Below are 24,170 nucleotides of genomic sequence, written 5' to 3'. Positions count from 1 at the left end.
TACCTTGGTTTAAAGTTCATCGTTGGTCTCACTAAAAGTTAAACACTGGCTGAGTTCAAAATTCTTAAAACCGAGGAACAAATGCTTGAATTATTTGTCTATATGTTCACATTTTAAAGCAATATTAAACGTTAGAGTTGGTTTCTGCCTTAGCTAGCCCCATTTAATATGTAGTGAGTTTAGTTAAGCTATTTTTACTCTTATGCGTTACTGGTTACCCCTTTTGACTACCCGTTTTTGTAACCTTGTATTTTGGAGTTTGAATGAGTGTATTTCTCCGTACGACGGCCCTAATGCTTTTAGTATTGAGCCGAGCGCCTGCATTCGCAGCAGCACCTGTTTCAACAAGTTCAACCGATCAAACGCGCACACCTGCGCAAAATCAAGTATCGTCAAACGTATTCCGTCACAGCCTAAGCGGCCTATACGGTATCAAAGCATTCGACTCGCGTCCGACTCAGCCCTACACCGACTTCGACATTCTGTACAGCAAAGCACACCAAGGCCAAGCCGAGCTAGAAACTATTTGTAAAAGTACTGCCCTACTAACGAATTCTGAGGCGCTATTTTCTGGCGTTAAATCTCAAGCTCGTGCGGAAGAGAAAATCGAATTGGAACTGGATGGCGACGTCACAAGAATTACCGACTTAGCTCGTGCCACTATCATCGCAAACGATGTAGAGAGCTTGGTTGAAGTCTACGAAGCGCTAAGCCGTGAAGCAGATGTTGTCAAATTGAAAAACAAATTCAAATCTCCTGCTGATTCTGGCTACCGTGACCTTAACCTATTGGTTCGTCTGCCAAAGACCAACATCATTGCTGAAGTTCAACTTCACCTTAAAGCAATTGCAGATGTGAAAAGCGGTCCTGAACACGAACTGTATGAAATCATTCAAGGTATTGAGCGTCATGCCATTGCAGAAAAACGTCCAATCAACGATATCGAGGCGGCGCAAATTAATAGCCTTAGACGCCAATCTCTAGAGCTTTACCAGCAAGCGTGGCAGCCGTATATTACGACTCATATTAAAGCCGCGTAAACCGTTTAGAACGCCACAGAATATCAACTCAAAGGGCTGCCATTAATTTGCAGCCCTTTCTTTTGGTTCATCGCGGATTAGCGGGAACTAAAGTAAATTACCACCTTCTAAAGAAGGTGGCTTTATGTGAGCCCCCTAAAAGGGGGCCTTTGTTTAGTCCAACGCCAATTGCTGCTGCTCCACGCGCTCTTTTTTCTCTTGATGTCTTACATAGCGTCGAATGATTTCTTCATTAACCCCTACGCTATCGACAAAATAGCCCCTTTGCCAAAAGTGGTTACCCCAGAGTTTGTTTCTCCTTAAATATGGAAATTTACTAAAGAGTTTTAAAGCTATTTTGCCTTTCAATACGCCCATCAACTTGGATATCGATAACTTAGGCGGAACTTTTACTACCAAGTGCACGTGGTCAACTTGAACGTTTAATTCAACGACTTCACATCCAAGTTGATTACAGTAAACGTTTATACATCGATAAACTTCTTTACCTACATTGTTTTTCAAAATCCTAAATCGATACTTTGGTGTCCACACTATGTGATATTGACATCTCCAAAATACGTGGGAAGCTTGATTATATCTGCTCACGTTATTTGTCCTCTTTGACTTCGCTAAAAATCAAGGGAGCATTTAACATGGGTAGAACTACAGGCAAAGCCAAACTGAATGATAACCACCTACTGAAGTAGGTGGTTTAGGGCTGAAAACAAAAACGGTAGTAAGTGATATGGTTTAGTCGCCAAACAAAAATCATACACAAACTACCGTTTTCATGCCGAATCATACTTTCCTATCTTCATTCTGGGAAGGCTTTAAAATAGTAAAATCTCACCAGACAGCATCACTTATTACACTGACTCTTAAACCTAACTCTGAGGCTAAATGCTTTTGTGGTCTTGAAGCAGAGGCTATCCATGAGTATCAATGGCGTCATGTGAAAGAGGCCATGTTATTCAATGTGCCTGTCGAACTTTTAGTTCAAACTCGAAGGATTAAGTGCCGTGACTGCGGCATAAAAGCAGAGTCTCTATCTTGGTTAGAGCCTTATGCTCGTATAACGAAGCGCTTAAAAAGCTATATCGAACAACTACTGCCTCTTCTTCCCATTAAGCATATATCCCAGTTAACGAACGTTCATTGGCACACCATTAAAGAGATAGATAAGTGCCGACTTCTACAAGTGGTACCGTCAGTGAAATGGGAAGGGCTAAGGCAACTCGTCATGGACGAGTTCGCTATCTTTAAAGGGCACCGATACGCCACAGTCATCCCTGATGTTAAGAGTCACCAAGTCATTTGGATAGGGTTAGGTCGTAGCCGCAAGGACATACGACCGTTCTTCGAGCAGTTAGGCAAGCATGGCAACAATATCGAAGCGGTCGTAATGGACATGAATACGGCTTTTGACCTTGAAGTTCAAGCGCACTGCCCGAACGCAAAAATCGTTTACGACTTATTCCATGTTGTTGCTAAGTTCGGTCGTGAGGTGATGGATAGAGTCAGAGTCGACCAAGCCAACAAACTCAAGCAAGATAAAAAAACGAGGCAATGGGTCAAGCGCTCACGCTGGGTATTGTTGAAAAATAGAAGTAACTTAAATCCACGGCAAGATAGCTACCTTACCGAAATATTGAATATCAATAAGGACTTAATGACCACTTATATACTCGGATCACAACTCAAAGAGCTTTGGTATTATGAATCAGAAGCACATGCTAAAGGGCTCTGGGAGGTATGGTGGGCACAAGTGCAAGAGAGTGGAATTAAGCCATTGAAAGAGTTCGCACGAAAACTGAGGCCTTATCTTCACGGTATTATTGCATCGACAAGTTATCCGCTCAACACCTGCACATTGGAAGGGATAAACAACAAAATAAAGCTAATCAAGCGAATGGGATACGGGTATCGAGATACAGACTACTTCTTCTTGAAGATAAAAGTGAATCCATCGGCTCATAGCTCTAGAAAGCTAGACGAGATAGAGATAGAGATAGAGATAGAGATAAGAATAAAGGGAATAGTTTTAACGCAGTTTAAAATTAGACGTCAGATACAAAAAGACCACGCTAGGCGTGGTCTATTGCTTGGCTACTTCTCGATTTTAATATTTTCGACACGGGCCTTTAGTTTTTGTCCCGGTCTAAAAGTAACAACACGTCGAGCAGAAATTGGTATGTCTTCACCAGTTTTCGGGTTACGACCAGGTCGCTCGTTTTTCTCGCGAAGATCAAAATTACCAAAACCAGACAGTTTTACCTGTTCGCCATTTTCGAGCGCTTTACGAACTTCTTCGAAAAACACTTCCACCGTTTCCTTGGCATCCCGCTTGCTGTATCCGAGTGTCTCAAACAGGTTCTCAGCCAAATCGGCCTTCGTGAGTGCCATAAAACTTTCCTCAAAGCTATGTTAAACATTGCTACTATCGCCAGTAGCGCCAAAGCATTTACCCTATTCAATCAATGAGATAAGGTCATTTACAAGGAAAGTGTATGCCAAGCTTCTGATTTTCGCCAACTTTTTTATCCTAACTATTTAATTATTCTTTCAAATCAGAAAGATAACTCACTTAAAATTTCACACATATAGCTAAAAACCATCTAATCCATAGCTACCAAATGGAATTATACTCCACACAAACACCACAATACAGAATTTAAAACTTTAGCGATCTAAATAATAATTTTTGAGACTTTTCTCTGATACCCAATAAAATCAGCCACTTGATTTGATATGAGACTCAACAGAGGTTACTAAATAAGCGTTATTAAATATGAGATTTGTATCATTTCAGAATTTAATTCGAATTCACTTATAATAACCCATGTTCTTTTAGGCTTTTAATCAGTAATTCAATCATTATAGGAAAGCTTCTTTGGCACAACATGCAAATGGTGGGCAATAAATAGCTCATGTTCGTCTATGTGCATCTACGAGGTACGCACCAAAAGAGAGATCCCACCTAAAAGATTCTTGAAGTAAAAGTTCGTTTCTTGAAATTTATTGTTATGTTATAACATATCTATATTATCACTAATTTTGTGGATTGAATGAGAGACATCGAAGCGATCATTGAGCACGTAAAACAAGGCTGTAAAACAAACGGAAAACAGTTTACCGCTAAGAGACTGTTGATACTGCGAGCACTGGTTCATACCGACAAAGCTCTGTCTGCGTATGAAATCGTTGAATATTGTAAGGAACACTTTGATCAACACGTTCAAGCGATGTCGGTTTATCGAGTGTTGGAATTTCTTGAAGAGCGACACTTGGCGCACAAACTGCAAGTCTCGAACAAGTACATACTTTGCGACCATATCCTTTGCGATCATGAGCACGGTATCCCGCAGTTTTTGATTTGCTCTAAGTGCGACAAAATCAGCGAGCAAACCATCGCCCCTTCTATCATTCGCGATCTTCAATCTCACGCAAAACAAGAAGGCTTTACTGTAACAAGCCCTCAGTTAGAGATTAGCTGCGTATGTGATGAATGCGTCGATACATAAGCTCTAAGAACCATCAACCGTAACGCTATTTTCTTAGACACTCCCCCAGCATTAGCACTAATCAAAAAGGAAGAATGAACCGCTATGTCTGCAACACTCATCAAGAATGCCCGTTTGGTCAATGAAGGCATCATTACCGAATCGGATCTATTGATCATTAACCAGCGAATAGAAAGAATAGCCAACAACATCGAACCAAAGCCAGATGATGAGATTATTGACGCTCAAGGTTGCTACCTCCTTCCTGGAATGATTGACGACCAAGTCCATTTTCGCGAACCGGGATTAACACACAAAGGCTCAATCGCCACTGAGTCACGAGCTGCGGTTACAGGCGGTATTACCAGCTATATGGAGATGCCAAACGTAAACCCTGCTACAACGACCATTGAAGCCTTAGAAAGAAAGTTTGATATTGCAGCACAAAGCTCGTTAGCAAATTACTCGTTTTATCTCGGAGCAACCGAAGACAATCTCGAACAAATTAAACGTCTCGACCCAACCAAGCACTGCGGTGTAAAGGTGTTTATGGGCGCTTCAACGGGCAACCTGTTGGTTGAAGATCCTCAAGCACTCAATGCCATATTCCGTGATTCTCCCGTCCTAATTGTCACTCACTGTGAAAGCGGGCCTGTTATCGCGAAAAACCAAGAACAATTAAGAAAAGAGAAAGCGGTTTTCACGATTGAAGATCACCCCATTCTAAGAGATGACAAAGCTTGTTATGCCTCTTCTTCCTATGCGATTGAGCTAGCCAAAAAACACAACAGTCAACTTCATGTGCTGCACATCACGACAGAAAAAGAACTCGCTCAGTTTGAAGCCGGCCCCATTCAGGGAAAACGTATTACCGCAGAAGCTTGTGTCCATCACCTATGGTTTAGCAATAAAGATTACGCAACGCTCGGTAACCAAATTAAGTGCAACCCAGCCGTCAAATACCCTAGTGATAGAGACGCTCTATTAGCAGCATTGAGCACGGGCCAAATCGACATCATCGCGACAGATCACGCGCCACATACATGGGAAGAGAAACAAGTTCCCTATGAACAAGCACCCGCCGGTTTGCCTTTAGTCCAACATGCATTGTTGACCCTATTTGACCATGTGAAGTCTGGAAGAATGACAATAGCTCAGGTTGTAGAGAAAACGGCTCACAACCCAGCACTGCGCTATGCAATACGTGAACGAGGCTTTATTCGCGAAGGTTACTACGCTGATTTAGTACTGGTTGACTCGCAAGCACCTACTTTAGTCAGCAATGACAACAGCTTATATCAATGTGGGTGGTCGCCATTCGCAGGGCACGAATTCTCTGCTCAGATAAAACACACATGGGTCAATGGTGCCAAGGTTTATAGCAATCCAGAATCCCCTGATAACCAAAATACGCATATCGCTGATGCACCAAAAGAAATATCGAGTGACATGGTCACTCCAGCAATGAGGCTGTCATTCGAGCGCTAGTTCAGCAGTTATTACCATCAATAAAAAGAAATCAATATGTTAAGAAGAAATCCAAGCGGTCATATGCCAGAAGTATCGGAGACCGCTTTCATTGACCCGACCGCCATCATCTGCGGCAAGGTCATCATTGAAGACAACGTGTTTATTGGCCCTTACGCTGTGATTCGAGCTGACGAGGTCAACGAACAAGGTGACATGGAAGCCATTGTGATTAAGCGCGACACCAACATTCAAGATGGTGTGGTTATTCACTCTAAAGCTGGCGCTGCCGTCACTATTGGTGAACGCTCATCCATCGCTCACCGATCGATCATTCATGGTCCTTGTCGGGTCTGTGATGACGTATTTATTGGCTTCAACTCAGTCGTCTTTAATGCGGTGATTGGCAAAGGTTGTGTGATTCGCCATAACTGTGTGGTGGACGGACACGACTTACCTGAGAACTTCCATGTACCACCAATGACTAACATCGGTTCAGGGTTTGATTTGAACAATATCTCAAAAGTACCACCCGAGTATTCTGCATTTTCAGAGTCCGTTGTTTCGGCAAACCATACCCTTGTGCAAGGTTATAGGAGAATTGCCAATGAGCTCTGATAAAAAGCCTCTCTTGGGTATTCCAACCAATATCATTACCGGCTTTCTCGGCGTAGGTAAAACGACCGCAATTCTCAATCTAATGAAGAACAAACCCGCAGATGAAAACTGGGCTATTTTGGTGAATGAATTTGGAGAAATTGGCGTTGATGGCAGTTTGCTCCAAGGGAACGACAACAAACAACAAGTATTTATCCGTGAAGTGCCTGGCGGCTGTATGTGTTGCGCGGCTGGTTTGCCGATGCAAATCGCACTGAATCAACTACTGTCTGAGGCGAAACCAGACCGCTTATTGATCGAGCCGACCGGGCTTGGTCATCCTAAGGAAGTGCTAGAGGTCTTGTCTTCAGAACACTACCGTAAGGTGTTGTCACTACAGAAGAACGTGACTTTGGTCGATGCCCGCAAGCTTTCTGACGCACGTTACTTTGAACACGATACCTTCAATCAGCAAATCACCATTGCCGATACTATCGTGGGTAATAAAGTCGATCTCTACCAAAGTGGCGATGAAGAGAAACTGGCTGAATACGTCGCGCAGGTTTGCCACCCAGACACCAAACTCATATTTGCTCATCACGGTAAGATCCCTTTCGGTGAGTTTGATGGAGACACAAACTTTTACCATCATCAAGCTCATGGGCACCATCATCATGAACAAGACAAGCCACTCGCTTCAGAATTACCGATGCCAGAGAGCGGTATGATAAAAGCGAGCAACCAAGGTGAAGGGTTTGAAAGTATTGGTTGGCGATTCGCGGCTGACAAACTGTTCGACCGTCAGCAATTGCTTAAGGTATTAGTTGGACTCAAAGCCGAACGAATGAAAGCGGTGTTCATTACTCAAAGCGGCATCTTTGGTTACAACCTAACTGAAGATGGCCTAACAGAGTGTGAATTAGATGAGTGCAATGAAACCAGAATAGAAGTCATTGGTTATAGCATCGACAACGATCTAGAAAGCCAATTGTTGGCGTGTCAGATTTAACCAGAGCTGGTTAATTCTCCCGCTCCCTAAAATCAAAGCCCTATGAATTGATACATTCATAGGGCTTTTTAACAAATCCGTTATAGGTTCAAAACGCTAGTTCACTGAGACCAAACGCTTATCGGCCAGTGCCATCGCAATGTTGGCTTTAGCATAAGCACTTTCATTAATGAAATGCGGATAGATGTCTTGTTCACGCTCCCAGTAAATATCATAGCCAAAGAAGGTCGCGAGTATCGGCTCCCCCTGCTTCACTGCCTCGAAGTCTCGACCACAGATCGCTGGGTGCACAGTAGCAACACGCATACCGTCTGGGCCAAGCGGAACATTAACCTCTTCAACATAAAAAAAGGCATCGTAGTCTTCTAACGCTTGTACTTGGTTAAGGTTGTGCTTCTCCACGTAATCAAGAACCATCGTCAGCATCTGCTTCATCAATTTAAGTGTATCGAACTTAAGTGAGCCATGCGCCTGAGCGCCAACTTCAATCATCACTCCACACTTCCCGGCAGTACAAAGGTAAGGCTGCTCATCCCAAGGCTTTCTATCTTCAAACAGAATATTAGCTTCTGGCATTCGTTGTTTCACATACGCGCCCATTTTTTGATAGAAAGCATCATTGGAAAGTAAGATTAATGTCGCCCCCATATTGCTGGTCGTGTTGTGCAAATCCACAATCAGTTGTTGCTCTGTGCTCGCGTGTCTATCTATAAACTGTCGCGCCACTGTGTACTCAGCTAAACCGGCAGTGTCGTCGTGGTTAGCATTAGAAAACTGACGGTTTAGATCCGTATCAAGATATCGAACGTTCTGCTCTACCGCTTTAGGGTTTGCGATAACTGAATTCGTAGAGAATGTCGAACGATCGGCGGCATACATACGCTCTTTGATCAGTTTGTTTAGGTAGATTCCAGAAAGCTCGTTACCGTGAGTTCCGGCAACCAGTAAGACTTGATTGATGTTATCCATGTAATTGATTTCCAAGTATCGAAAGTGCAAGTCACCCTTGCATTGTTGTTACGATATAACATAACAACAATATACCTATTTCTCCAGAAGACTTAACGAACAAGCATCAGATAATTCAAAGGAACTATGAGAACGCTAAACCGCAACGATATTTCACCTCGAAACCTACACATGAAAAGGCCCCGCGATTGCGAGGCCTTAGTTCCTTAATCAACACTGTAGCTTCAATGATTAGTTTACATCGCGCTTATTTACCGCGAACGACATCATGATTGCTTAGCGAGTTTTCCTGCTGATTCTTTGTCATCTAATGTTTTGGTGATCGCAGCCTTCGCAGGTTTTACGATTAAGCCAATCCCGACTAAAAACAGCACAGATGCAACCACTTGTGCGACTGATAATACTTCGTCATACATAAAGTAACCGCTGATCAATGCAAAGATTGGCACGAGCAAGGTTAACGGTGCGGTAGTGCTTAACGGATATTGGATTAACAACTTATTCCACACCCAGTAACCAAACAATGTCGTAGGGTAAGCCTGAAACAACACTGCAATCGTTGTGTTCCAATCCCATTGTTCCATCCCCTGCCAGATGATTTGATCACCATGTAACATCACAGCAAACAACACCAACGGCACTGGCGCAAACAGCATTCCCCACACATTGAATGCAAAAGCCTGTTTAGTTTTAGACGCCTTCACAATCACGCCCATTAGCGTCCAACTGCACGCTGCAATCATAATCAAGATAACGCCATTAACGGTGACATTGCCCTCTGCAGCCGAGACTAAGACCGCGAGTGCACACATGGCTAGCATCGCACCCATTAACTTACGAACCGACGCACTTTCTTTGAATACCCATACCCCAACCGCCATACCGATTAATACGTTGGTAGAAAGCAATACCGACGACAACCCTGATGAAAGCCCTGCTGTGATTGACCATGAAGCCATGCCCCAAATACCCACACCAAACACGAAGCCGTAACTCATTAAATATCGCCACGCGACATTTGGTCTTGCGACAAAAAATATCACTGGTATTACCGCTAGCGAGAAACGCGCTGCGGTTGCCAGCAACGGATGCACATTGGTCACACCCATTTTGATCATCGAGAAATTAAATCCCCAAATTGCCATCACGAACACCGCTAACAACAAATCATTTCTTTTCATACTGACCCCTCCTGTGTTTTGAAAGAGTATCCCTTGAACAATAAAACCGGTACAGATACAATTTTAACAATAAAAACCAGTACAGTTAACAACGGTCGTGACCATGAGTATCTACAGAAAACTTGCGAATCAGTTCATTGATGAGATTGAAACCGGGAAAAGACCCGAGGGTGGACGTATGCCTTCACTGCGTCAATTAGCTAAGCAGCAAGCCATCAGCATGTCGACCGTAGTGAGCTGTTACCAAGAGTTAGAATCACAGGGTTGGATTCATTCTCGCCCTCAAGCAGGGTATTTTGTCTCGCCTCATAAGCCTGTTCATTCAACGCCTGAGTGGGCACAGTTTGAGAGTAAGGTTTCCAAAGTCAGACAAACTTCATCGACTCACAACTCAATCCATGGGCCTTTAGGGGTCTCTAGCACCACTAATGATGAACAATCGATTGTTGAGCTAGAACGCAGCTTCCGCCGTTCTATCAAACGTATGGGTGACAGGCTTAATCACTACCCTGATACACAGGGCGAACCGATGTTAAGGCAAGCTTTATCCACCCACTTTGCCAAGCTTGATGTCCATTTTGCACCGGACGAAATGGTGATCACTGCAGGCTGCATGTCGGCGATTAAAGCCGCTCTTGAATCCTGCACCAAGGAAGGTGACACCATTGCCATCAGCTCACCTTGTTTCAACGGTATTCTAGAGTTACTTGGCAAGATGTCACGCCAGATCATTGAGATCCCGTCTTTGGATGACGGTGTCGACCTACAACAACTGGAAGCACATCTGAAAAACAAACGTGTGGATGCCGCTATCTTCTGTACCTCTCATATGAACCCTCAAGGGATCAATATGTCTGCCAGTCAAAAACAGAAACTGGCTGAATTAGCGAATCACTACCGAGTACCCATCATTGAAGACGATGTGTATTTGGAACTCTCATACTCATCACACACGCCACTGCCTGCAAAATACTACGACAAAGGTGGATACGTGTTGTGGTGTGGGTCGGTATCGAAAAGCCTTTCACCCAGTTATCGTTTAGGCTGGTGTTTGCCAGGAAGGTACATAGACGAGTACAAAGCTCACTTTTCTGCAGCGAGCTATGGTGTTGCCCTGCCGACTCAACTTGCGGTTGCTGACTTTATCGAGTCTGGCCAGTACGCCAAACACGTTAGAAGAAGATGCTCTCAAATCCTTTCATTGCGTCAGCAATACCTCAGCTATTTAGCCCAACACCTGCCTCAAGATGTGAAGATCAGTAACCCACAGGGTGGCATGGTGCTTTGGCTACAAATCCCCAATCTAAATCAACAAGCTTTTACTCAAGCGGTCGCCGCACAAAACCTTGATATCAGGCTTGGCCATCTGTTCAGTACTCTTGATCTCTACAGCAACTGTCTACGCATCAATTTTGGTTATTCGCTTGAGGGAGAAGCAAAGCAACAGTTGGATGACTTGATCAAAATCATCCATCAATGTGTCAGTGATTAGACTGTTTTCAGAGCTCTCTCTCACAGCTTTGATTCTTAGTCCCTTCATCGCTATTTGTTATAAAAGAGGCGGTTATTATTCTGATTGGAATTGGGTTAAAGCTCGTTACCGTAAGGAAATCCATTCGCCTCAAAACCCTTAAATACTGAGTTTGCAAGCACCCACAAAATTATGCAACTTGGCTAATGACACATCACTTTTTATCTTCAATATACAGCCGTCAGCGCTGGCGTTATCCTGTATTTGAAGAGAACTATTATGAGTGATAAAACCAAAAACAAACCATTACCTTCCTTTATTGAAGAACGCTTGAGCTTCTATATTCAAGACCTAATTACCCAGAACCAAAGCCAAAAACACTTGGTGTTGGGTAAACGTCCATCGCGCGACTCCGTTGTCATGCAGAGCAATGATTATTTGTCTTTGTCACACAACAAAGCAATCCAACAAGCCCACCAATCGGCGATCAGCGACCACGACGACAATGTGGTGATGTCTGCGATTTTCTTACAAGATGCAGAATCTAAACCTGCGTTTGAAAGCGAACTCGCCAACTATGTTGGAATGGAAAGCTGCCTGCTTTCTCAGTCTGGTTGGGCTGCCAATATTGGGTTGCTTCAAACTGTCTGTCCACCAAATACGCCTGTGTATATCGACTTCTTTGCGCACATGTCGTTATGGGAAGGTATTCGCGCGGCGGGTGCGACAGCTCATCCATTTATGCATAACAATATGAGTCACCTACGTAAGCAACTGGAGCGTCATGGTTCTGGTGTGATTGTTGTCGACTCGGTTTACAGCACCATCGGTACCATTGCCCCGCTCCGCGACATCTACGAAATGGCGCAAGCGTTTGATTGCGCTGTTATCGTCGATGAATCGCACTCATTAGGGACACACGGTGAAAAAGGTGCAGGCTTAGTGCAAGCGCTTGGGCTCACCGACCAAGTCGACTTTATCACCGTCAGCTTAGCTAAAACCTTCGCTTATCGCGCAGGCGCGATCCTTGGGCCTAAGCAGCTCTCTGATACTTTGCCGTTTGTCGCTTATCCCGCCATTTTTAGCTCAACCGTGTTGCCACAAGAAGTGATTCGCTTAGAGAAAACATTGGAGGTGATTAAAGGTGCAGATGACAAACGAGAAGCCCTGTTTAAGCGAGCACAGTCGCTTATTACGGGTCTAAAACGGATCGGCTTTAACATCCGTAGTGAATCTCAAATCGTCTCGCTAGAGTGCGGTAATGAAAGAAATACAGAGCGAGTACGCGATTTCCTCGAAGAGCGAGATGTGTTCGGCGCAGTGTTCTGCCGTCCTGCTACGGGTAAGAATAAGAACATCATCCGATTTTCAGTGAATGCTGACATGACTCCACGAGACATTGACCATGTGCTCACGGTTTGTCATGAGGCATACCGTCACCCAGAGTTAGAGTTCGTATAACTCTGAACACACTAATTCTTTAATTAAAAAACGGCAGGACAGAATGGACGCTACCATGTCGCTAAACAAAAAGAGCCCAGCAATTCGCTGAGCTCTTTCTTGTATTTGAGTCGCCTACAAAATGGTTGTGTAGATCAACCTATGACATTCATTAGATCCAGTGAGCAATCTTATCGAACAGTCGGTTTTTATCTGCGGGTTTGACGATGAAATCAGACATGCCTGATGATTCCATTTTCTCCAAAGTGACGGGCGAACTGTCACCGGTATGGGCAATAATCGGCACCGAAGAGTACGCTTTGTTGGCACTTCGAATTCGGCGAGACGCTTCCACACCATCCATGATTGGCATTTCGATATCCATAAGAATCAAGTCAATATCGTCGCTATCCAACGCATCTAACGCTTGCTGACCATCTTCTTTCTGCACAACATCAAAGCCCTGCTTTTCCAATAACATCGCAGTAAAACGACGCAGAGATTCATTGTCATCCACCACCATAATTGTACGCTTATTCGCAGCCTCTAGTGGTTTTACTGGCACAGAAGGCATCACGTAATTGGAATCGAAAAGTAAGCGGTCGATGGTCGCTTTGGTATTGAGTAGCCAAACCTGCGTTTCCACCCAAATAGGCTCGAAAGAGACGTTACGTACACGCCTAATCGGATGATGCTCATAGAGGTAAATGATTCGAGCTTCGGTAAACGAAAGCAGTGACTCAATTCTCTCCAAACAACTAGCTCGTAGATCCAAGCTCTCCATATCAACGAACACCAGATCAAATTCGAACTGATATTCCTTATTTTTAAGCGCAGAAGCGACATCCATAATAGTGAGGTCAAAGCCCATAAAACGCGACATCTCGGTCATTTTACTGGTCAGAACTTTCTGGTCACTGATCATCACCACACTCTTTAACTTAGTCAGCTCGCTCTTTATCTCTTTGACTGAGTTGGATGCCAGAGATGGGAACGTCATCGTGAATTGCGTCCATTGCTCCACTTCCGACTGACATTTAATTTCGCCACCAAACGAGCGCATGACCTTCTGACAAAATGGTAAACCTAAACCGTAGTTACCCGATTGGCCTGTGGTGTAGAAGTCTTGGAAGATGCGGCGAATCACATCGCTTGATATGCCAGAGCCGTTATCCGTCACCATGATTTGGTTGGTGACTTCATCGCTGCACATCGTGACATGAATATGGAAATCTTCAGGGCTACGATGGTGGAATGCGTTCTTGAACAGGTTATACATCACGTACTTCAACAAGGTATCGCTGCCTAAGAAGTCAAAGTCGCTTTGTACGTCTAAAGAGATTGCCGATTTATCGGCTGCGCGCTTGTAGTTGAAGCTGGCAATCGAATCCTCAACGACCGCTTGCGCCGAATGCTTTTTAAAGGTCGATCGGGATACACGGTTTTCATCAATTGAAGTCAATAACAGATCAATCGTTTCGTTACCTGAGTGGATGATCTCCATCGCTTCATCACCCACTTCTCGTAGCTGGATAACATCTTCATTGCTCAGCGCATATTGCCCTTTATGGTCGCCACTTTTGGGGTTCGGCAGTATCGATTGCATGACATCAATAGACGTTAATAAACCACTTAAAGGGTTTCGCATCTCGTGGGCAATACCGGCGCCAAAAGACTTCGCCAGTGACACCTTATTTTCATGTTCCACCTGATTACGGAAATAGAACAAGTTACCGAACAAGTAGATAAACAAGAAGATGGGCACATGCGTCCAATCCATTGTAATTTCTAGGTAGAAACCTTGTGCCACCCATGCACATAACGTCGCAATTCCAATTCCGGCAAAAGTTTGAGCGAACATGACCTTAGTGACGTGTACCAACAAAATATGCAGGAATATAGCCGACATAAAAGACATGACCCAAACGTTGGACCAATTGTTCATCAGCAGCATGTAAAAGAAGAAACACGGCAAGCAGAGGGTTACCGCAACTTGGTAATAAGCCGGAAGGTATTTACGCCACTCAAATGGGACGCGATTGCGAAAAATAATGCCTAAGAACAGTACCGAACACGCTAGACGCAGCGGTAGGTTTTCATAAGGTTGAGGGAATAAAAACTCCCACACAATGTAGTAAATGGGAAAGCCGACAAAGCCCATCCAACCCACAAGGGTGAGATTAGGTTCTGCGTATTGATAAACTTTGCGAATAGCGTTCATACGAAATACTTTGTTCTCTAAGCCCTAACGTTTACTGGTTCTATGGTTTAATTTTTATTCTTATATTTAGGCGCCGATTATATTACACATCCCCTGTCAGCAGTGAGGTTTCAATCAAATATATATGAAGGTATTTGCTTTTAATCTTAAATTTTGGGGCTTGTGTTTATGCTTATAAAAACAACAAGGCCTCGTGAATACGAAGCCTCCTAATAGATATGCAATGCTAGTTCAGTAACGAGCCTAACGTATCGGTAAATAGATGTGAGTTATCAAATCACATTCGTCCACTTCGTGAACAAGATTCACATAGTGGAAAAAGCATGGAAAATCCCTTAGTTCCTCTCCACTTTCAGGTAACCAATTTCGATACAAGTAGTAAACGGTATCACTGATTAGGTCATGGCTTCCCTTGTGAACAGCAACAGCGCATCGACCGCCAGGAATAACACCAGACTTCACACCAAAGGCATTTTTCGGCACATTGCCTTGGTGGACTCCGCAAATATCAAAACGAAACTCGTCTTCCACGGTATCAGCCGGGTCGGAATAAGGCACCCCATAAGTGTGGCTCGTTTTTACGGGAGAGAGCCCTGTCGATTTTCTCCAATCAATAAACTTGGCTGCCGTGTTGTAGACAAGCTTAGGGCTTCCCTTATGTTCAATTAAAGCGACTTGTGTTTCACAAAACTCTACGACTTTTACGTCCATTACCCTGTCTCCAATTTTCGGTGGGTTAAACTCATACTTTGAATGCCAAGATGGCCAATTTGGCTGTTTTCTAAACTGGGAGGGCGTTTGCCCAAAGTTTCTAGAAAATGCACGAGAAAACCCCTCGAGACTTTCAAAATGCGCTTCAAAGGCAACGTCTGTAACACTGTGTTCTGGCTCAAAAGCTAATCGAAAAGAAGCTCGTTTTAAGCGCGCCAACAGTACATATTGAATGGTGCTAATACCCATGAATGATTTAAAAACACGGTGAAAATGGAATTTAGAGCTCGCGCCAACAGAGCTTAACTCTTCTAAACTCAAAGCTTCATCTAAATGGCCATCGATGAAGTCACATACCTTCCGTATTCTTCGTTCATGGTGCTTCACTACATTCATTTTTCTTGTACCCAGTTAAGAATTCGTAGAAATGATACCCACAGAGAATCGCATTCGCCTGACTGAGATTGCGATATTCGCTAGGTAATGTGCTTTTAACACTATGGATAAGTATATGTTTTTATAAAAACGAATGGAGGCTACGTTGATGTTAAAAGGAAATATCTTCACGATGAGAAATTGAAAATAGGCTCTTTAGCCGATACGGAGCCAAAGAGCCTTACTTTTCATATTTAGCGGTCACAGTCGAGCTGTAGTGCTAGCCAATGTACTTAGCGAATTGAATCAAAAGCTAACTGAGCTCGAGTTTCGCGTTTATGCTAACTATCTCTTTCTGCCATTTCTGTTGCAGATCTGGCTTCTGGTGTTTCGCTTTGCGTGACTGGTCTTGTGTTAGTAACTCTTCCAACTCTAATAGCCGTTCCAACAGCAACTCGTCATCATTTTGAACTAGCTCAGAGTGTTGATTTTCACTCACCATGGATCGTGATAACACAGTGCTCGGAGTTTCCCCTCCCGCCTCTAAGCTATCAACTTGATTACCGACAGACATAGCCTCATAAACCGCGTCTAGGTAAGTCATTTCCACCAGCTGACCGTCATTGATATACCAGAATCGATTACATGAACTCTCGATGAGTTCTCGATCATGGCTAACCAGCAACAGGCCGCCTTCAAAACGAGTTAAACAATCAGCCAGCTCTTCCTTACCTTCAATATCTAGGTGGTTCGTTGGTTCGTCAAGCAACAGGAAGTGATACTTAGCCAAAGATAGCCCGACGAACAATAGCCGGGAACGCTCGCCACCACTCAGTTCAGCGATCTTTTGATCGTGTCTTTCATAAGAAAAGCCAGCGCTGATCAAAGCCATTTTTCTGGCTTCCTGTGAAACCGGATAAAACGGGTACAACGAATCTATCAAAGAATGTTCATCGCACAGTTGGTTCAAGCTTTGGTCGTAATAACCCACTTCAGCTTGAGGATGGAAGTAACCATTATCTTCAAGTTGAGAGGCTTGATAGCTTGCCCACAGCACTTTCAACAATGAAGACTTACCTGCGCCGTTCTTACCTAAGATAGCGACTCGGTCACCACTCTTAACCTGCTGGAACAGAACTTCAAACAGTGGCGCTTGATCTTGCGTAGCTGAGATTGGCACCGAAGCTAGTTCAAGTAAGCGGTTAGCTTTCATCGACTCACCGGATAGGCTTAGTGTCCATGGCTCAATCGTATCCAAACGCGTCATGGTCGTTCGTAAACCTGCGGCACGTTTCTCCATGCTTTTGGCTTTGCGTGCTAGGCCTTCGTTGTCGAAATCCCTGCCCCAAATAGCTAATCGCTGCGCACTCTTTTCAATGCGGTTAATCTCCTTTTGTTCCGCCTCTTGCCTTTCAGCGTCAGCTCGGTCTTTCTCCTCTAAAGCCTTCCTTGCTTGTGTGCAGGTTTGACTAAAGGTTTGCAGTTTTTTATCACGCAGTACCCAAGTACAGTTGGTTACATGATCGAGTAACCTTTGGTCATGTGACACCATCACAAAAGTGCCCTTCCAATCCATCAGAAATTGCTCTAACCAAAGCAAGGTTGGCAAATCTAAGTGGTTGCTCGGTTCATCCAGTAGTAGAACGTCAGGTTCGACAATCAGGGCTCTTGCCACCAGTACTCGTGCGTATTGACCGCCACTTAAGGTGCCAATCGGCTGCTCCCAATAGCTTTCGTCAAAGCCTAAATTAGACAAGATGATTTGAGCACGCCATTGCTCAGTGAGTTGTATCTCTGCTGGCAGGTTATCGACAACGGAATCGAGCATCGACATAGTCAACAGCCGTTTAGGGAGATGTTGCTCAATAAGCGCGACTTCAGCATAAGAGGCGAATGAGACACTGCTAACATAGTCTGGTAAGTCTTTGTTTAATAGACGCAGTAAGGTGCTTTTTCCACACCCATTGCTGCCAATTAGGCCAATGCGGTCACCCTTTTTAATGGTGAAAGAAAGCCCATCAAATAAGCGGCATGATGTTAGATCGTAAGAAATAGATGATGTAGATATTAATGTAGTCATTTGTTTACTCAAGTTTCAAGCGCAAGAAAGCGCTGTCGTCATTCGCTGACAACAACCAAGTAAACTAGAGTGAAGAAACTCTATTGAGGGTTATGTTTAATGCTTCGCTCAAGTTTTGGTTATCGCAGCACGATAGTGTTAAAACTTGAGTTTTGGTCGTACCAAAAAATATGCGCAAAGTTAAATTCACACACTTTCATAAAAATCCTCCTTATATTTGTATTGAGTTGAACATTAGCGCTAAAAATAAATCACATTAATCGATGAGTCAAAGTATTTAGCCGCATTCGGCTTAGCCTGAATTTACCCTAAACTTACGTAAGCTAGGTCACCGTCACTCTGTGCATTTTCCTTGGCGTATCGCCGTAATCTATCACCGCGTAATGCTGCGTTACCCTGTTATCCCAGATCGCCATTGAGCCTTTGTCCCATTTGAAACGAACTTGAAACTCAGGGCGTCGTGCAACTTCAAATAATTGGCAGAGTAAAGCATCACTCTCTTGACGGTCGAGCTCATTGATATAGCGCGTAAACTGTTCATTGATATAGAGTGTTTCTTTACCGGTTTCTGGATGAATTTGAACAACAGAGTGAATCACTGGCGGATTTTCCTGAGCCGTTTTTATTAACGACTTATGCCAATCAAGCTCAATCTGATCCGACTCTATACCCTCAAACGCGACCAGCGAATGGGTCGCCGATAAGCCTCTCAGTTTTGCTTTCATATCTTCATCTAACGATTCAAACACAGCTGTCATCGAACACCAAATCGTGTCCCCTCCCACGCTGGGTACATGCTGAGCATGCAACAGAGAAGCTTTCGATGGCAATTCACGCCATGTTAAATCCGTATGCCAATAGCTTTCCATCGGAGCATTGCCACGCGTTGTTTCTATCACACTGACCTGAGGCACATGTTCGACGCGAGGAAAAAACGGATGTGCTGGTTCAAGTTGTCCAAACCGCTCTGCAATCATCAAATGCTGTTGTGGCGAAAGGGTTTGATCATCGAGAAAAATCACTTGATGAGTTAGAAGCGCCTGATAAACCTCATCAAGTTCAGTCACGCTGCATGTAGCGAGATCGACTCCATGAATACGAGCACCGATGTGAGGGGTAATAGGTTCGATTTTCAAGATAAACTCGCTTATTGATGATGTGACATTTCAGAGTCAATTTAGATACTGACTATTAAACCGGATAATGGCGAGTTTTCTTTCCACACGCTGCTAATACATCAAAAAAAAGAGCCCCTAAATAGGCGCTCTTTTTGTTTTTTGATACTTCCTGTATCCGTAGACAAGTCCAATCTGTAGTACTTTCACCGAAAGCCAGATCATCGATATCTCCAGTTGTGTATCACCAATAAATCTAGCACACAATCTTCAGGCTTTTCTGAGACACAACCGAGATAATCAACTTAGTGCCATTCCATCTCACCGCTTAGCACTTTGGCACCCAGTTCTAGATCGCCTTCCGTCGCCTTAAATTGTGGGTATGCTTTCTTCATGTAATCACTGATATCAACAGACGTTGGCTTACTTGTACTTGCCAGCGCATCTTCGATGTCAGCAACGTAATCCAATGTAAATTGAACGCCATTTGTACCCGTTGGCATCTCACCTAAGTAGTGACCTGGAATCACCACCTCAGGCTCAAGTGCTTTCATGCGTTCTAAAGATTGTGACCACTGGCTACGAATCTCTTTCGATGCGGTATCTGCCATCCATACATGCACGCCACTATAAACCGACACACCACCAAACACAGTTTTCTCAGACGGAATCCATAAGTAAGCTTGGTGTGTATTGATTTCTCTCACCTCGATGGTTTCACCTTCAATACTTAGCGTGGTGTCGTTAAGAACGGTTGGCACAATAACTTTAGACGGTGCGTTGTCTTCTAAAATTGGCCCCCAATATTCGAGCTTGGCATCTTTAGTGCGCTTGATATGTGCAACAACTGCTTCACTGGCAACAACCTCGACGTTTGGAAATGCCGCTACAATCGGTTCTAAGCCAAAGTAAAAATCTGGGTCACCGCTGCTGATATAAACCATCGATAGCTCTTTGCCAGTCGCTTTGATTTGCTCCACCAGCTTTTGCCCGTCTGCGACACTAAATTGTGCATCAAACAGAATCACTTCTTTCTCTCCCGAAACCAGTACAGAGGTTGCTGGGAATATTGCATTTTCGCCCGGATTGTAATGAGTGATGCTTAAATCCGCTGCAGAGACAACACCCGATGCAGCTAGCATAGCGCCTAAACTCATTGTTCCTAAAAGCGCGGTTCTTGATAAAAGGTTTTTAGATAACTTCTTCATAGTTTTATTCCATTATTCGGAGCTGAACGCCTGCCAACTCATTAAGTGTGCAAACATCTTATTTGATTGGATTTAGATGAAATAGACATCAAATTAAATTTCACTGTTGCGGTTTTCGGACATATACTCATTTTCTGGTAGCGATTAGATTCAAAAATCATTTGGGTAATAAGAACAATGGATAAACTCGAGGCAATGAATGTCTTTGTCACCATCGTTGAGCGTGGCAGTTTGAGTGCAGCAGCCGAACACCTAGAGCTTTCTCGAACCAAAGTCACACGCTATTTGGGTGAGCTCGAAAACTGGATGGATACTCGCCTGCTTCATAGAACCACTCGAAGCTTGAGCTTAACCAGTGCGGGGAAAGAGACGCTTGAAGTCGCGAGAGAGCTGCTTGCCCTTGAAGCATCGTTAGCAGGTATCAGAAACCAAAGCCGAGAACACTTGAAGGGCCAACTTCGTATTACCGCGAGTTATTCCATTGTCGACAGTTTCTTAATGGACGTGATCAGCCGCTTCATCGACAAATGGCCCGAGGTTTCGATTGATATCGTCTCTACCGATCAAACAGTCAACCTTGTTGAATCACGCATCGATTTGGCTATTCGCATAACCAACGAGCTAACGCCCAATATTGTCGCGAAGCAGCTTGGTGAATGTCGTTCAGTGATTTGCGCGTCGCCTCAATATCTAAAACAGAAAGGCACACCCAAAGACGCGCAAGATCTAGCGCACCACAACTGTTTGTCATTCAGTTATTTTGGTAAAACCGCATGGACGTTTAATGGCCCAAATGGATTGGAATCAGTGCCGATTAAAGGGAACATCAGTGCGAATACGTCTGAGGTTCTGCTTTCTGCCACACTCAAAGGCAACGGTATCTGCTTACTGCCCTTTCCTTCTGTAGAAGGCTTAATAGAAAACGGACGATTGGTTCCTCTGCTCTCTGAATGGAAACCGAAAACGCTGGGTGTGCACGCAATTTATGGAACGCGTAAACAAGTCACACCGCTGTTAAGGGCCTTTATCGATCACCTATCTAGCGAGATGGAGCAATCGACAAGTTGGTAGGTTAGCCTTGTCATTAACAAAGCTGATGCGGAATAAGGATTATTCATTTTACTTATCTTCCACTCGACTCTATCGTGGTTAGATTATCCAATCCGCATCAACGAGTGCGTTAATACTATTAGGGAAATATTTATGGCTGCCATTACCGATTTAGATGTTCTTCTCAAATCGATGTCGCCTGAGCTCATCGAAGGTAATTATGTTTTCTGTACTGTCGACGGAGCGTTGGCAGACTATATTCAACTCGACCCAATCGCGACCTTTCGTGAAAAAGAAGGCTTAACCTTGGTGCTCGCTGAGGATGCCGCACGCCAAGCTCAACTCGATTTCGATGGTGTGTTTAGCTTGATTACTTTGTCGGTACACTCAAGCCTTGAAGCGGTTGGGTTAACGGCTGCTTTCGCCACAAAGCTTGGCTCCTACGGCATCAGCGCCAACGTAATTGCAGGCTATTACCATGACCACATCTTCGTTCAGAAAGACAAAGCTGAAGCTGCAATGGGCGCACTTAGAGAGTTTTCAGAAGCGAGCTAACAAAGCGTTCACCAGACACAAAAAAAGCGACGTAATCTACGTCGCTTTGGCTTATTGCTTAATGTTCATTCGCTGATCAGGCATCAGAGAATAAGACAGTTAAGCAAGCTTAAAAGTCGCCACTTTGTCACTTAAACCAGCGGCTTGGCTCTTAAGTTCGTTCGACTCAGTTAATCTGTCCTGTGCGCCCACAACTAGGTGGTCGGTAACATCTTTAATGGTCGTCACGTTCTGGGTAATTTCACCCGTCACATGTGTTTGCTCTTCAGCTGCTGTCGCAATTTGAGTCGCCATATCGCTGATCAAAGCAACGGCCGTATTGATCTCTTCAAGCGCGTGCGAAGCTCTGTCGGCATCTTCTACTGAATGTATTGCCAGTTTAGAACTGCTTTCCATCAACTCAACGGCTTGGGTCGTTGTACGCTGCAGTATGTCGATCGTCGATTTGATCTCTTCTGTTGAAGAGTGAGTGCGCTGTGAAAGCACACGAACTTCATCAGCGACCACGGCAAACCCGCGGCCTTGTTCACCCGCACGAGCCGCTTCAATCGCCGCATTTAACGCAAGTAAATTAGTTTGCTCTGCAATGCCTTGGATTGTCGCTAATACCGTTGAGATCTCTTGAGCGTGCTTGTTAAGTTCGCTAATCACATTGCCTGCTTCGTTCACTTCATTGGCCAAGTTATTAATTGAGCCTTTAGTGTCGACAACCAGAGCATGACCACTGTTAGTACTTGCCGCTGAGTCTTGTGCAGCTTTTGCGGTTTGCTCGGCATGCGATGCAATCTCTTGAGTTGCACAAGCCATCTCGGTGACTGCTGTCGCCACCATGGTGATTTCTTGTTGCTGGTGGTTAAGTTCATCCACAGAACGATTTGCACGCTGGGCACTTTGCTCCGACTGGCTGTTTAACTGCTCCGATTGTCCACGGATATGACCAATCAACTGCTGTAGACTGCCAACAAAGGTATTGAAGTTCTGAGCAAGCTCGCCCACTTCATCTTGATTATCAACATGAATACGTTGAGTTAAATCACCACTACCATTCGCGATTTGCGCCAGCGCTTGAGATACATGATTAAGTGGACGGAATAGAATCGTACACAGCAGGTTGAACAAAACAGTACATACGATGACAACCAGCAATGTCACCAACACTTGGCCAATCACAGCATCAAATAACGGTGCCACCAAAGAGTCATGGTTAACCACACTGATGGTAATCAGGTTTGTTCCATCAATCGCACGTGCGTAAAGAACATAGTCGCTGCCGTTTAAGTCGATCGAGGTATCTTTACCGCTCGCCAACGCCTTTTGTACATCCGCGAAATCAAGCCCAAGTGAGCTGATATTCTTGTTCAATAGCTTGGTGTCAGCGTGCGTGTAAACCGTGCCTTTGTTGGTCGCGATGAACATGTAACCTTCACCTGGAAGAATCACTTGCTCAAGGCTGTTAAGGATGTCGGTGATTTCTACATCCGCACCCAATACAACCTGCTGACCATGCAATTGCATTGCGGTACCCAGCGACACAACATTAGCGCCCGTTGCCGCCGCCACCGTTGGGTTGTCCATGAATACTTTACTTGGGTTTGCTACCGCATTGGTGTACCAACCCCATAGACGTGGGTCATCATTACCCGGTGGCAACACAACACCGTTCGCGTTCTTTTGCGAACCATCAGGAAATGCCAAGAAGACATTATCAAAAGAGGCAGAATCACGAACCTGTTTCAGGTGAGTCACCAAACTTTCTTGTTTAGACTCTTTTGACAGAGAAGTGAGCGCACGCTCTTTGGATAATATCCAATCTGATACGTATTGGTTGTAAGAAGCCGATGCCCCTTCCAGGCGCTGTTCAACTTCAGTATCCAATCGTTGCAACGATGCACGAAATGAAAGTGCCTCGACCAAAATCCCCCCTAGGATGATGGCCATACTGGCAGAGATCGCCAGCTTATTTTTAAGCGAGAGTTTCTTTAACATAGGAAACCTATAATTTTTATATAAATAACCGTGGGTAACAGAACCGTTCCCATCGGGTAGCAAGCGAATATATTTTACACATTAAAATAAATAATAAAACGGACTAACTCATTGTATTATCGTTATATGTGAACCAATAACAGATCCAGATCAATTCACAATCGAAAGAATGATATACGTTAAGTTGCGCCGTCAAAGCTACGCCTAAAATGC

Annotated in this window: 19 protein-coding genes and 1 pseudogene; 10 read left to right on the top strand and 10 right to left on the bottom strand. The window is 44.2% G+C overall.

The features are described 5' to 3' along the window. The first annotated feature begins 263 nt into the window (after nt 1–263). A complete protein-coding gene (locus ITG10_RS15150) occupies nt 264–1,040 on the top strand; it encodes a RelA/SpoT domain-containing protein (protein WP_010441238.1) in 777 nt (258 codons plus the stop codon). 153 nt (nt 1,041–1,193) lie between these two features. Here the strand turns inward: ITG10_RS15150 and tnpA are convergent, their stop codons facing one another. Beyond that, a complete protein-coding gene (gene tnpA, locus ITG10_RS15145) occupies nt 1,194–1,628 on the bottom strand; it encodes an IS200/IS605 family transposase (RefSeq protein WP_017633274.1) in 435 nt (144 codons plus the stop codon). 184 nt (nt 1,629–1,812) lie between these two features. Between tnpA and ITG10_RS15140 the strand changes: the two are divergent. Next, nucleotides 1,813–2,979 (top strand): annotated as a pseudogene (locus ITG10_RS15140) (ISL3 family transposase); the annotation flags it as partial. Nucleotides 2,980–3,128: 149 nt separating this feature from the next. Here the strand turns inward: ITG10_RS15140 and ihfA are convergent. Beyond that, the gene (gene ihfA, locus ITG10_RS15135) at nt 3,129–3,425 is read right to left on the bottom strand and encodes an integration host factor subunit alpha (protein ID WP_004734853.1); all 297 of its coding nucleotides are present in this window, start codon (nt 3,423–3,425) and stop codon (nt 3,129–3,131) included. Between the two features lie 662 nt (nt 3,426–4,087). Here ihfA and ITG10_RS15130 point away from each other — a divergent pair. The 4 genes from ITG10_RS15130 (at nt 4,088) to ITG10_RS15115 (ending at nt 7,595) form a co-directional block, all read left to right on the top strand. Then, nucleotides 4,088–4,543, top strand: coding sequence for a transcriptional repressor (locus tag ITG10_RS15130; RefSeq protein WP_017630357.1), 456 nt, complete (start codon nt 4,088–4,090; stop codon nt 4,541–4,543). 84 nt (nt 4,544–4,627) lie between these two features. Next, a complete protein-coding gene (locus tag ITG10_RS15125; protein WP_017630358.1) occupies nt 4,628–6,010 on the top strand; it encodes a dihydroorotase in 1,383 nt (460 codons plus the stop codon). Nucleotides 6,011–6,046: 36 nt separating this feature from the next. Next, on the top strand, nt 6,047–6,607 hold the full coding sequence (locus ITG10_RS15120; RefSeq protein WP_017630359.1) for a carbonate dehydratase: 561 nt from the start codon (nt 6,047–6,049) through the stop codon (nt 6,605–6,607). After that, entirely contained in the window at nt 6,597–7,595 is a 999-nt protein-coding gene (locus ITG10_RS15115; protein ID WP_017630360.1) for a GTP-binding protein, read from the top strand. Before ITG10_RS15120 ends, ITG10_RS15115 begins: the two co-directional genes overlap by 11 nt. A gap of 96 nt (nt 7,596–7,691) precedes the next feature. Here the strand turns inward: ITG10_RS15115 and ITG10_RS15110 are convergent, their stop codons facing one another. Together ITG10_RS15110 and ITG10_RS15105 are read right to left on the bottom strand one after the other, a co-directional pair. Next, entirely contained in the window at nt 7,692–8,564 is an 873-nt protein-coding gene (locus ITG10_RS15110) for an aspartoacylase (RefSeq protein ID WP_017630361.1), read from the bottom strand. Nucleotides 8,565–8,830: 266 nt separating this feature from the next. Then, entirely contained in the window at nt 8,831–9,745 is a 915-nt protein-coding gene (locus ITG10_RS15105; RefSeq protein ID WP_017630362.1) for an EamA family transporter, read from the bottom strand. 103 nt (nt 9,746–9,848) lie between these two features. On the opposite strand from ITG10_RS15105, the gene ITG10_RS15100 reads away from it, so the two are divergent. Both ITG10_RS15100 and cqsA read left to right on the top strand, forming a co-directional pair. Continuing rightward, on the top strand, nt 9,849–11,237 hold the full coding sequence (locus tag ITG10_RS15100; protein WP_017630363.1) for a PLP-dependent aminotransferase family protein: 1,389 nt from the start codon (nt 9,849–9,851) through the stop codon (nt 11,235–11,237). 258 nt (nt 11,238–11,495) lie between these two features. Further along, nucleotides 11,496–12,677: an alpha-hydroxyketone-type quorum-sensing autoinducer synthase gene (gene cqsA, locus ITG10_RS15095; RefSeq protein ID WP_017630364.1), complete on the top strand. Its 1,182-nt coding sequence runs from the start codon at nt 11,496–11,498 to the stop codon at nt 12,675–12,677. A 151-nt stretch (nt 12,678–12,828) separates the two neighbouring features. On the opposite strand, the gene ITG10_RS15090 is transcribed toward cqsA, so the two are convergent. The 5 genes from ITG10_RS15090 to ITG10_RS15070 all read right to left on the bottom strand — a co-directional run bounded on the left by ITG10_RS15090 (nt 12,829) and on the right by ITG10_RS15070 (nt 20,366). Beyond that, the gene (locus ITG10_RS15090) at nt 12,829–14,877 is read right to left on the bottom strand and encodes a hybrid sensor histidine kinase/response regulator (protein ID WP_248386475.1); all 2,049 of its coding nucleotides are present in this window, start codon (nt 14,875–14,877) and stop codon (nt 12,829–12,831) included. Nucleotides 14,878–15,120: 243 nt separating this feature from the next. Next, on the bottom strand, nt 15,121–15,984 hold the full coding sequence (locus ITG10_RS15085; RefSeq protein ID WP_017630365.1) for an AraC family transcriptional regulator: 864 nt from the start codon (nt 15,982–15,984) through the stop codon (nt 15,121–15,123). A 292-nt stretch (nt 15,985–16,276) separates the two neighbouring features. After that, nucleotides 16,277–18,043: an ABC-F family ATP-binding cassette domain-containing protein gene (locus ITG10_RS15080; protein ID WP_248386474.1), complete on the bottom strand. Its 1,767-nt coding sequence runs from the start codon at nt 18,041–18,043 to the stop codon at nt 16,277–16,279. Nucleotides 18,044–18,366: 323 nt separating this feature from the next. Continuing rightward, nucleotides 18,367–19,182: a TauD/TfdA family dioxygenase gene (locus ITG10_RS15075; protein WP_026084448.1), complete on the bottom strand. Its 816-nt coding sequence runs from the start codon at nt 19,180–19,182 to the stop codon at nt 18,367–18,369. Between the two features lie 281 nt (nt 19,183–19,463). Continuing rightward, nucleotides 19,464–20,366 (bottom strand): Vmh family MBL fold metallo-hydrolase, encoded by a 903-nt coding sequence (locus ITG10_RS15070; protein ID WP_017632863.1) that lies wholly within the window; start codon nt 20,364–20,366, stop codon nt 19,464–19,466. Between the two features lie 177 nt (nt 20,367–20,543). Between ITG10_RS15070 and ITG10_RS15065 the strand changes: the two genes are divergently transcribed. Together ITG10_RS15065 and ITG10_RS15060 are read left to right on the top strand one after the other, a co-directional pair. After that, a complete protein-coding gene (locus tag ITG10_RS15065; RefSeq protein WP_017632864.1) occupies nt 20,544–21,437 on the top strand; it encodes a LysR family transcriptional regulator in 894 nt (297 codons plus the stop codon). A 132-nt stretch (nt 21,438–21,569) separates the two neighbouring features. After that, complete coding sequence (locus ITG10_RS15060; protein WP_017632865.1) at nt 21,570–21,971, top strand: ACT domain-containing protein; 402 nt, start codon at nt 21,570–21,572, stop codon at nt 21,969–21,971. Between the two features lie 99 nt (nt 21,972–22,070). Here the strand turns inward: ITG10_RS15060 and ITG10_RS15055 are convergent, their stop codons facing one another. Then, on the bottom strand, nt 22,071–23,957 hold the full coding sequence (locus ITG10_RS15055; RefSeq protein ID WP_017632866.1) for a methyl-accepting chemotaxis protein: 1,887 nt from the start codon (nt 23,955–23,957) through the stop codon (nt 22,071–22,073). Between the last annotated feature and the right edge of the window lie 213 nt (nt 23,958–24,170).

The sequence above is a fragment of the Vibrio sp. ED004 genome (assembly GCF_023206395.1).
Lineage (GTDB): Bacteria > Pseudomonadota > Gammaproteobacteria > Enterobacterales > Vibrionaceae > Vibrio.
The sequence above is the reverse complement of the archived record's forward strand: the minus strand, read 5'-3'. Positions and strand labels throughout refer to the sequence as shown.

Coding starts and splice junctions, on each gene's coding strand:
- ITG10_RS15055 (WP_017632866.1), bottom strand. CDS start 23,957: ATGTTAAAGAAACTCTCGCTTAAAAATAAGCTGGCGATCTCTGCCAGT.
- ITG10_RS15090 (WP_248386475.1), bottom strand. CDS start 14,877: ATGAACGCTATTCGCAAAGTTTATCAATACGCAGAACCTAATCTCACC.
- cqsA (WP_017630364.1), top strand. CDS start 11,496: ATGAGTGATAAAACCAAAAACAAACCATTACCTTCCTTTATTGAAGAA.
- ITG10_RS15100 (WP_017630363.1), top strand. CDS start 9,849: ATGAGTATCTACAGAAAACTTGCGAATCAGTTCATTGATGAGATTGAA.
- ITG10_RS15150 (WP_010441238.1), top strand. CDS start 264: ATGAGTGTATTTCTCCGTACGACGGCCCTAATGCTTTTAGTATTGAGC.
- ITG10_RS15130 (WP_017630357.1), top strand. CDS start 4,088: ATGAGAGACATCGAAGCGATCATTGAGCACGTAAAACAAGGCTGTAAA.
- ITG10_RS15085 (WP_017630365.1), bottom strand. CDS start 15,984: ATGAATGTAGTGAAGCACCATGAACGAAGAATACGGAAGGTATGTGAC.
- ITG10_RS15125 (WP_017630358.1), top strand. CDS start 4,628: ATGTCTGCAACACTCATCAAGAATGCCCGTTTGGTCAATGAAGGCATC.
- ITG10_RS15120 (WP_017630359.1), top strand. CDS start 6,047: ATGTTAAGAAGAAATCCAAGCGGTCATATGCCAGAAGTATCGGAGACC.
- ihfA (WP_004734853.1), bottom strand. CDS start 3,425: ATGGCACTCACGAAGGCCGATTTGGCTGAGAACCTGTTTGAGACACTC.
- ITG10_RS15105 (WP_017630362.1), bottom strand. CDS start 9,745: ATGAAAAGAAATGATTTGTTGTTAGCGGTGTTCGTGATGGCAATTTGG.
- ITG10_RS15060 (WP_017632865.1), top strand. CDS start 21,570: ATGGCTGCCATTACCGATTTAGATGTTCTTCTCAAATCGATGTCGCCT.
- ITG10_RS15065 (WP_017632864.1), top strand. CDS start 20,544: ATGGATAAACTCGAGGCAATGAATGTCTTTGTCACCATCGTTGAGCGT.
- ITG10_RS15070 (WP_017632863.1), bottom strand. CDS start 20,366: ATGAAGAAGTTATCTAAAAACCTTTTATCAAGAACCGCGCTTTTAGGA.
- ITG10_RS15115 (WP_017630360.1), top strand. CDS start 6,597: ATGAGCTCTGATAAAAAGCCTCTCTTGGGTATTCCAACCAATATCATT.
- ITG10_RS15110 (WP_017630361.1), bottom strand. CDS start 8,564: ATGGATAACATCAATCAAGTCTTACTGGTTGCCGGAACTCACGGTAAC.
- ITG10_RS15080 (WP_248386474.1), bottom strand. CDS start 18,043: ATGACTACATTAATATCTACATCATCTATTTCTTACGATCTAACATCA.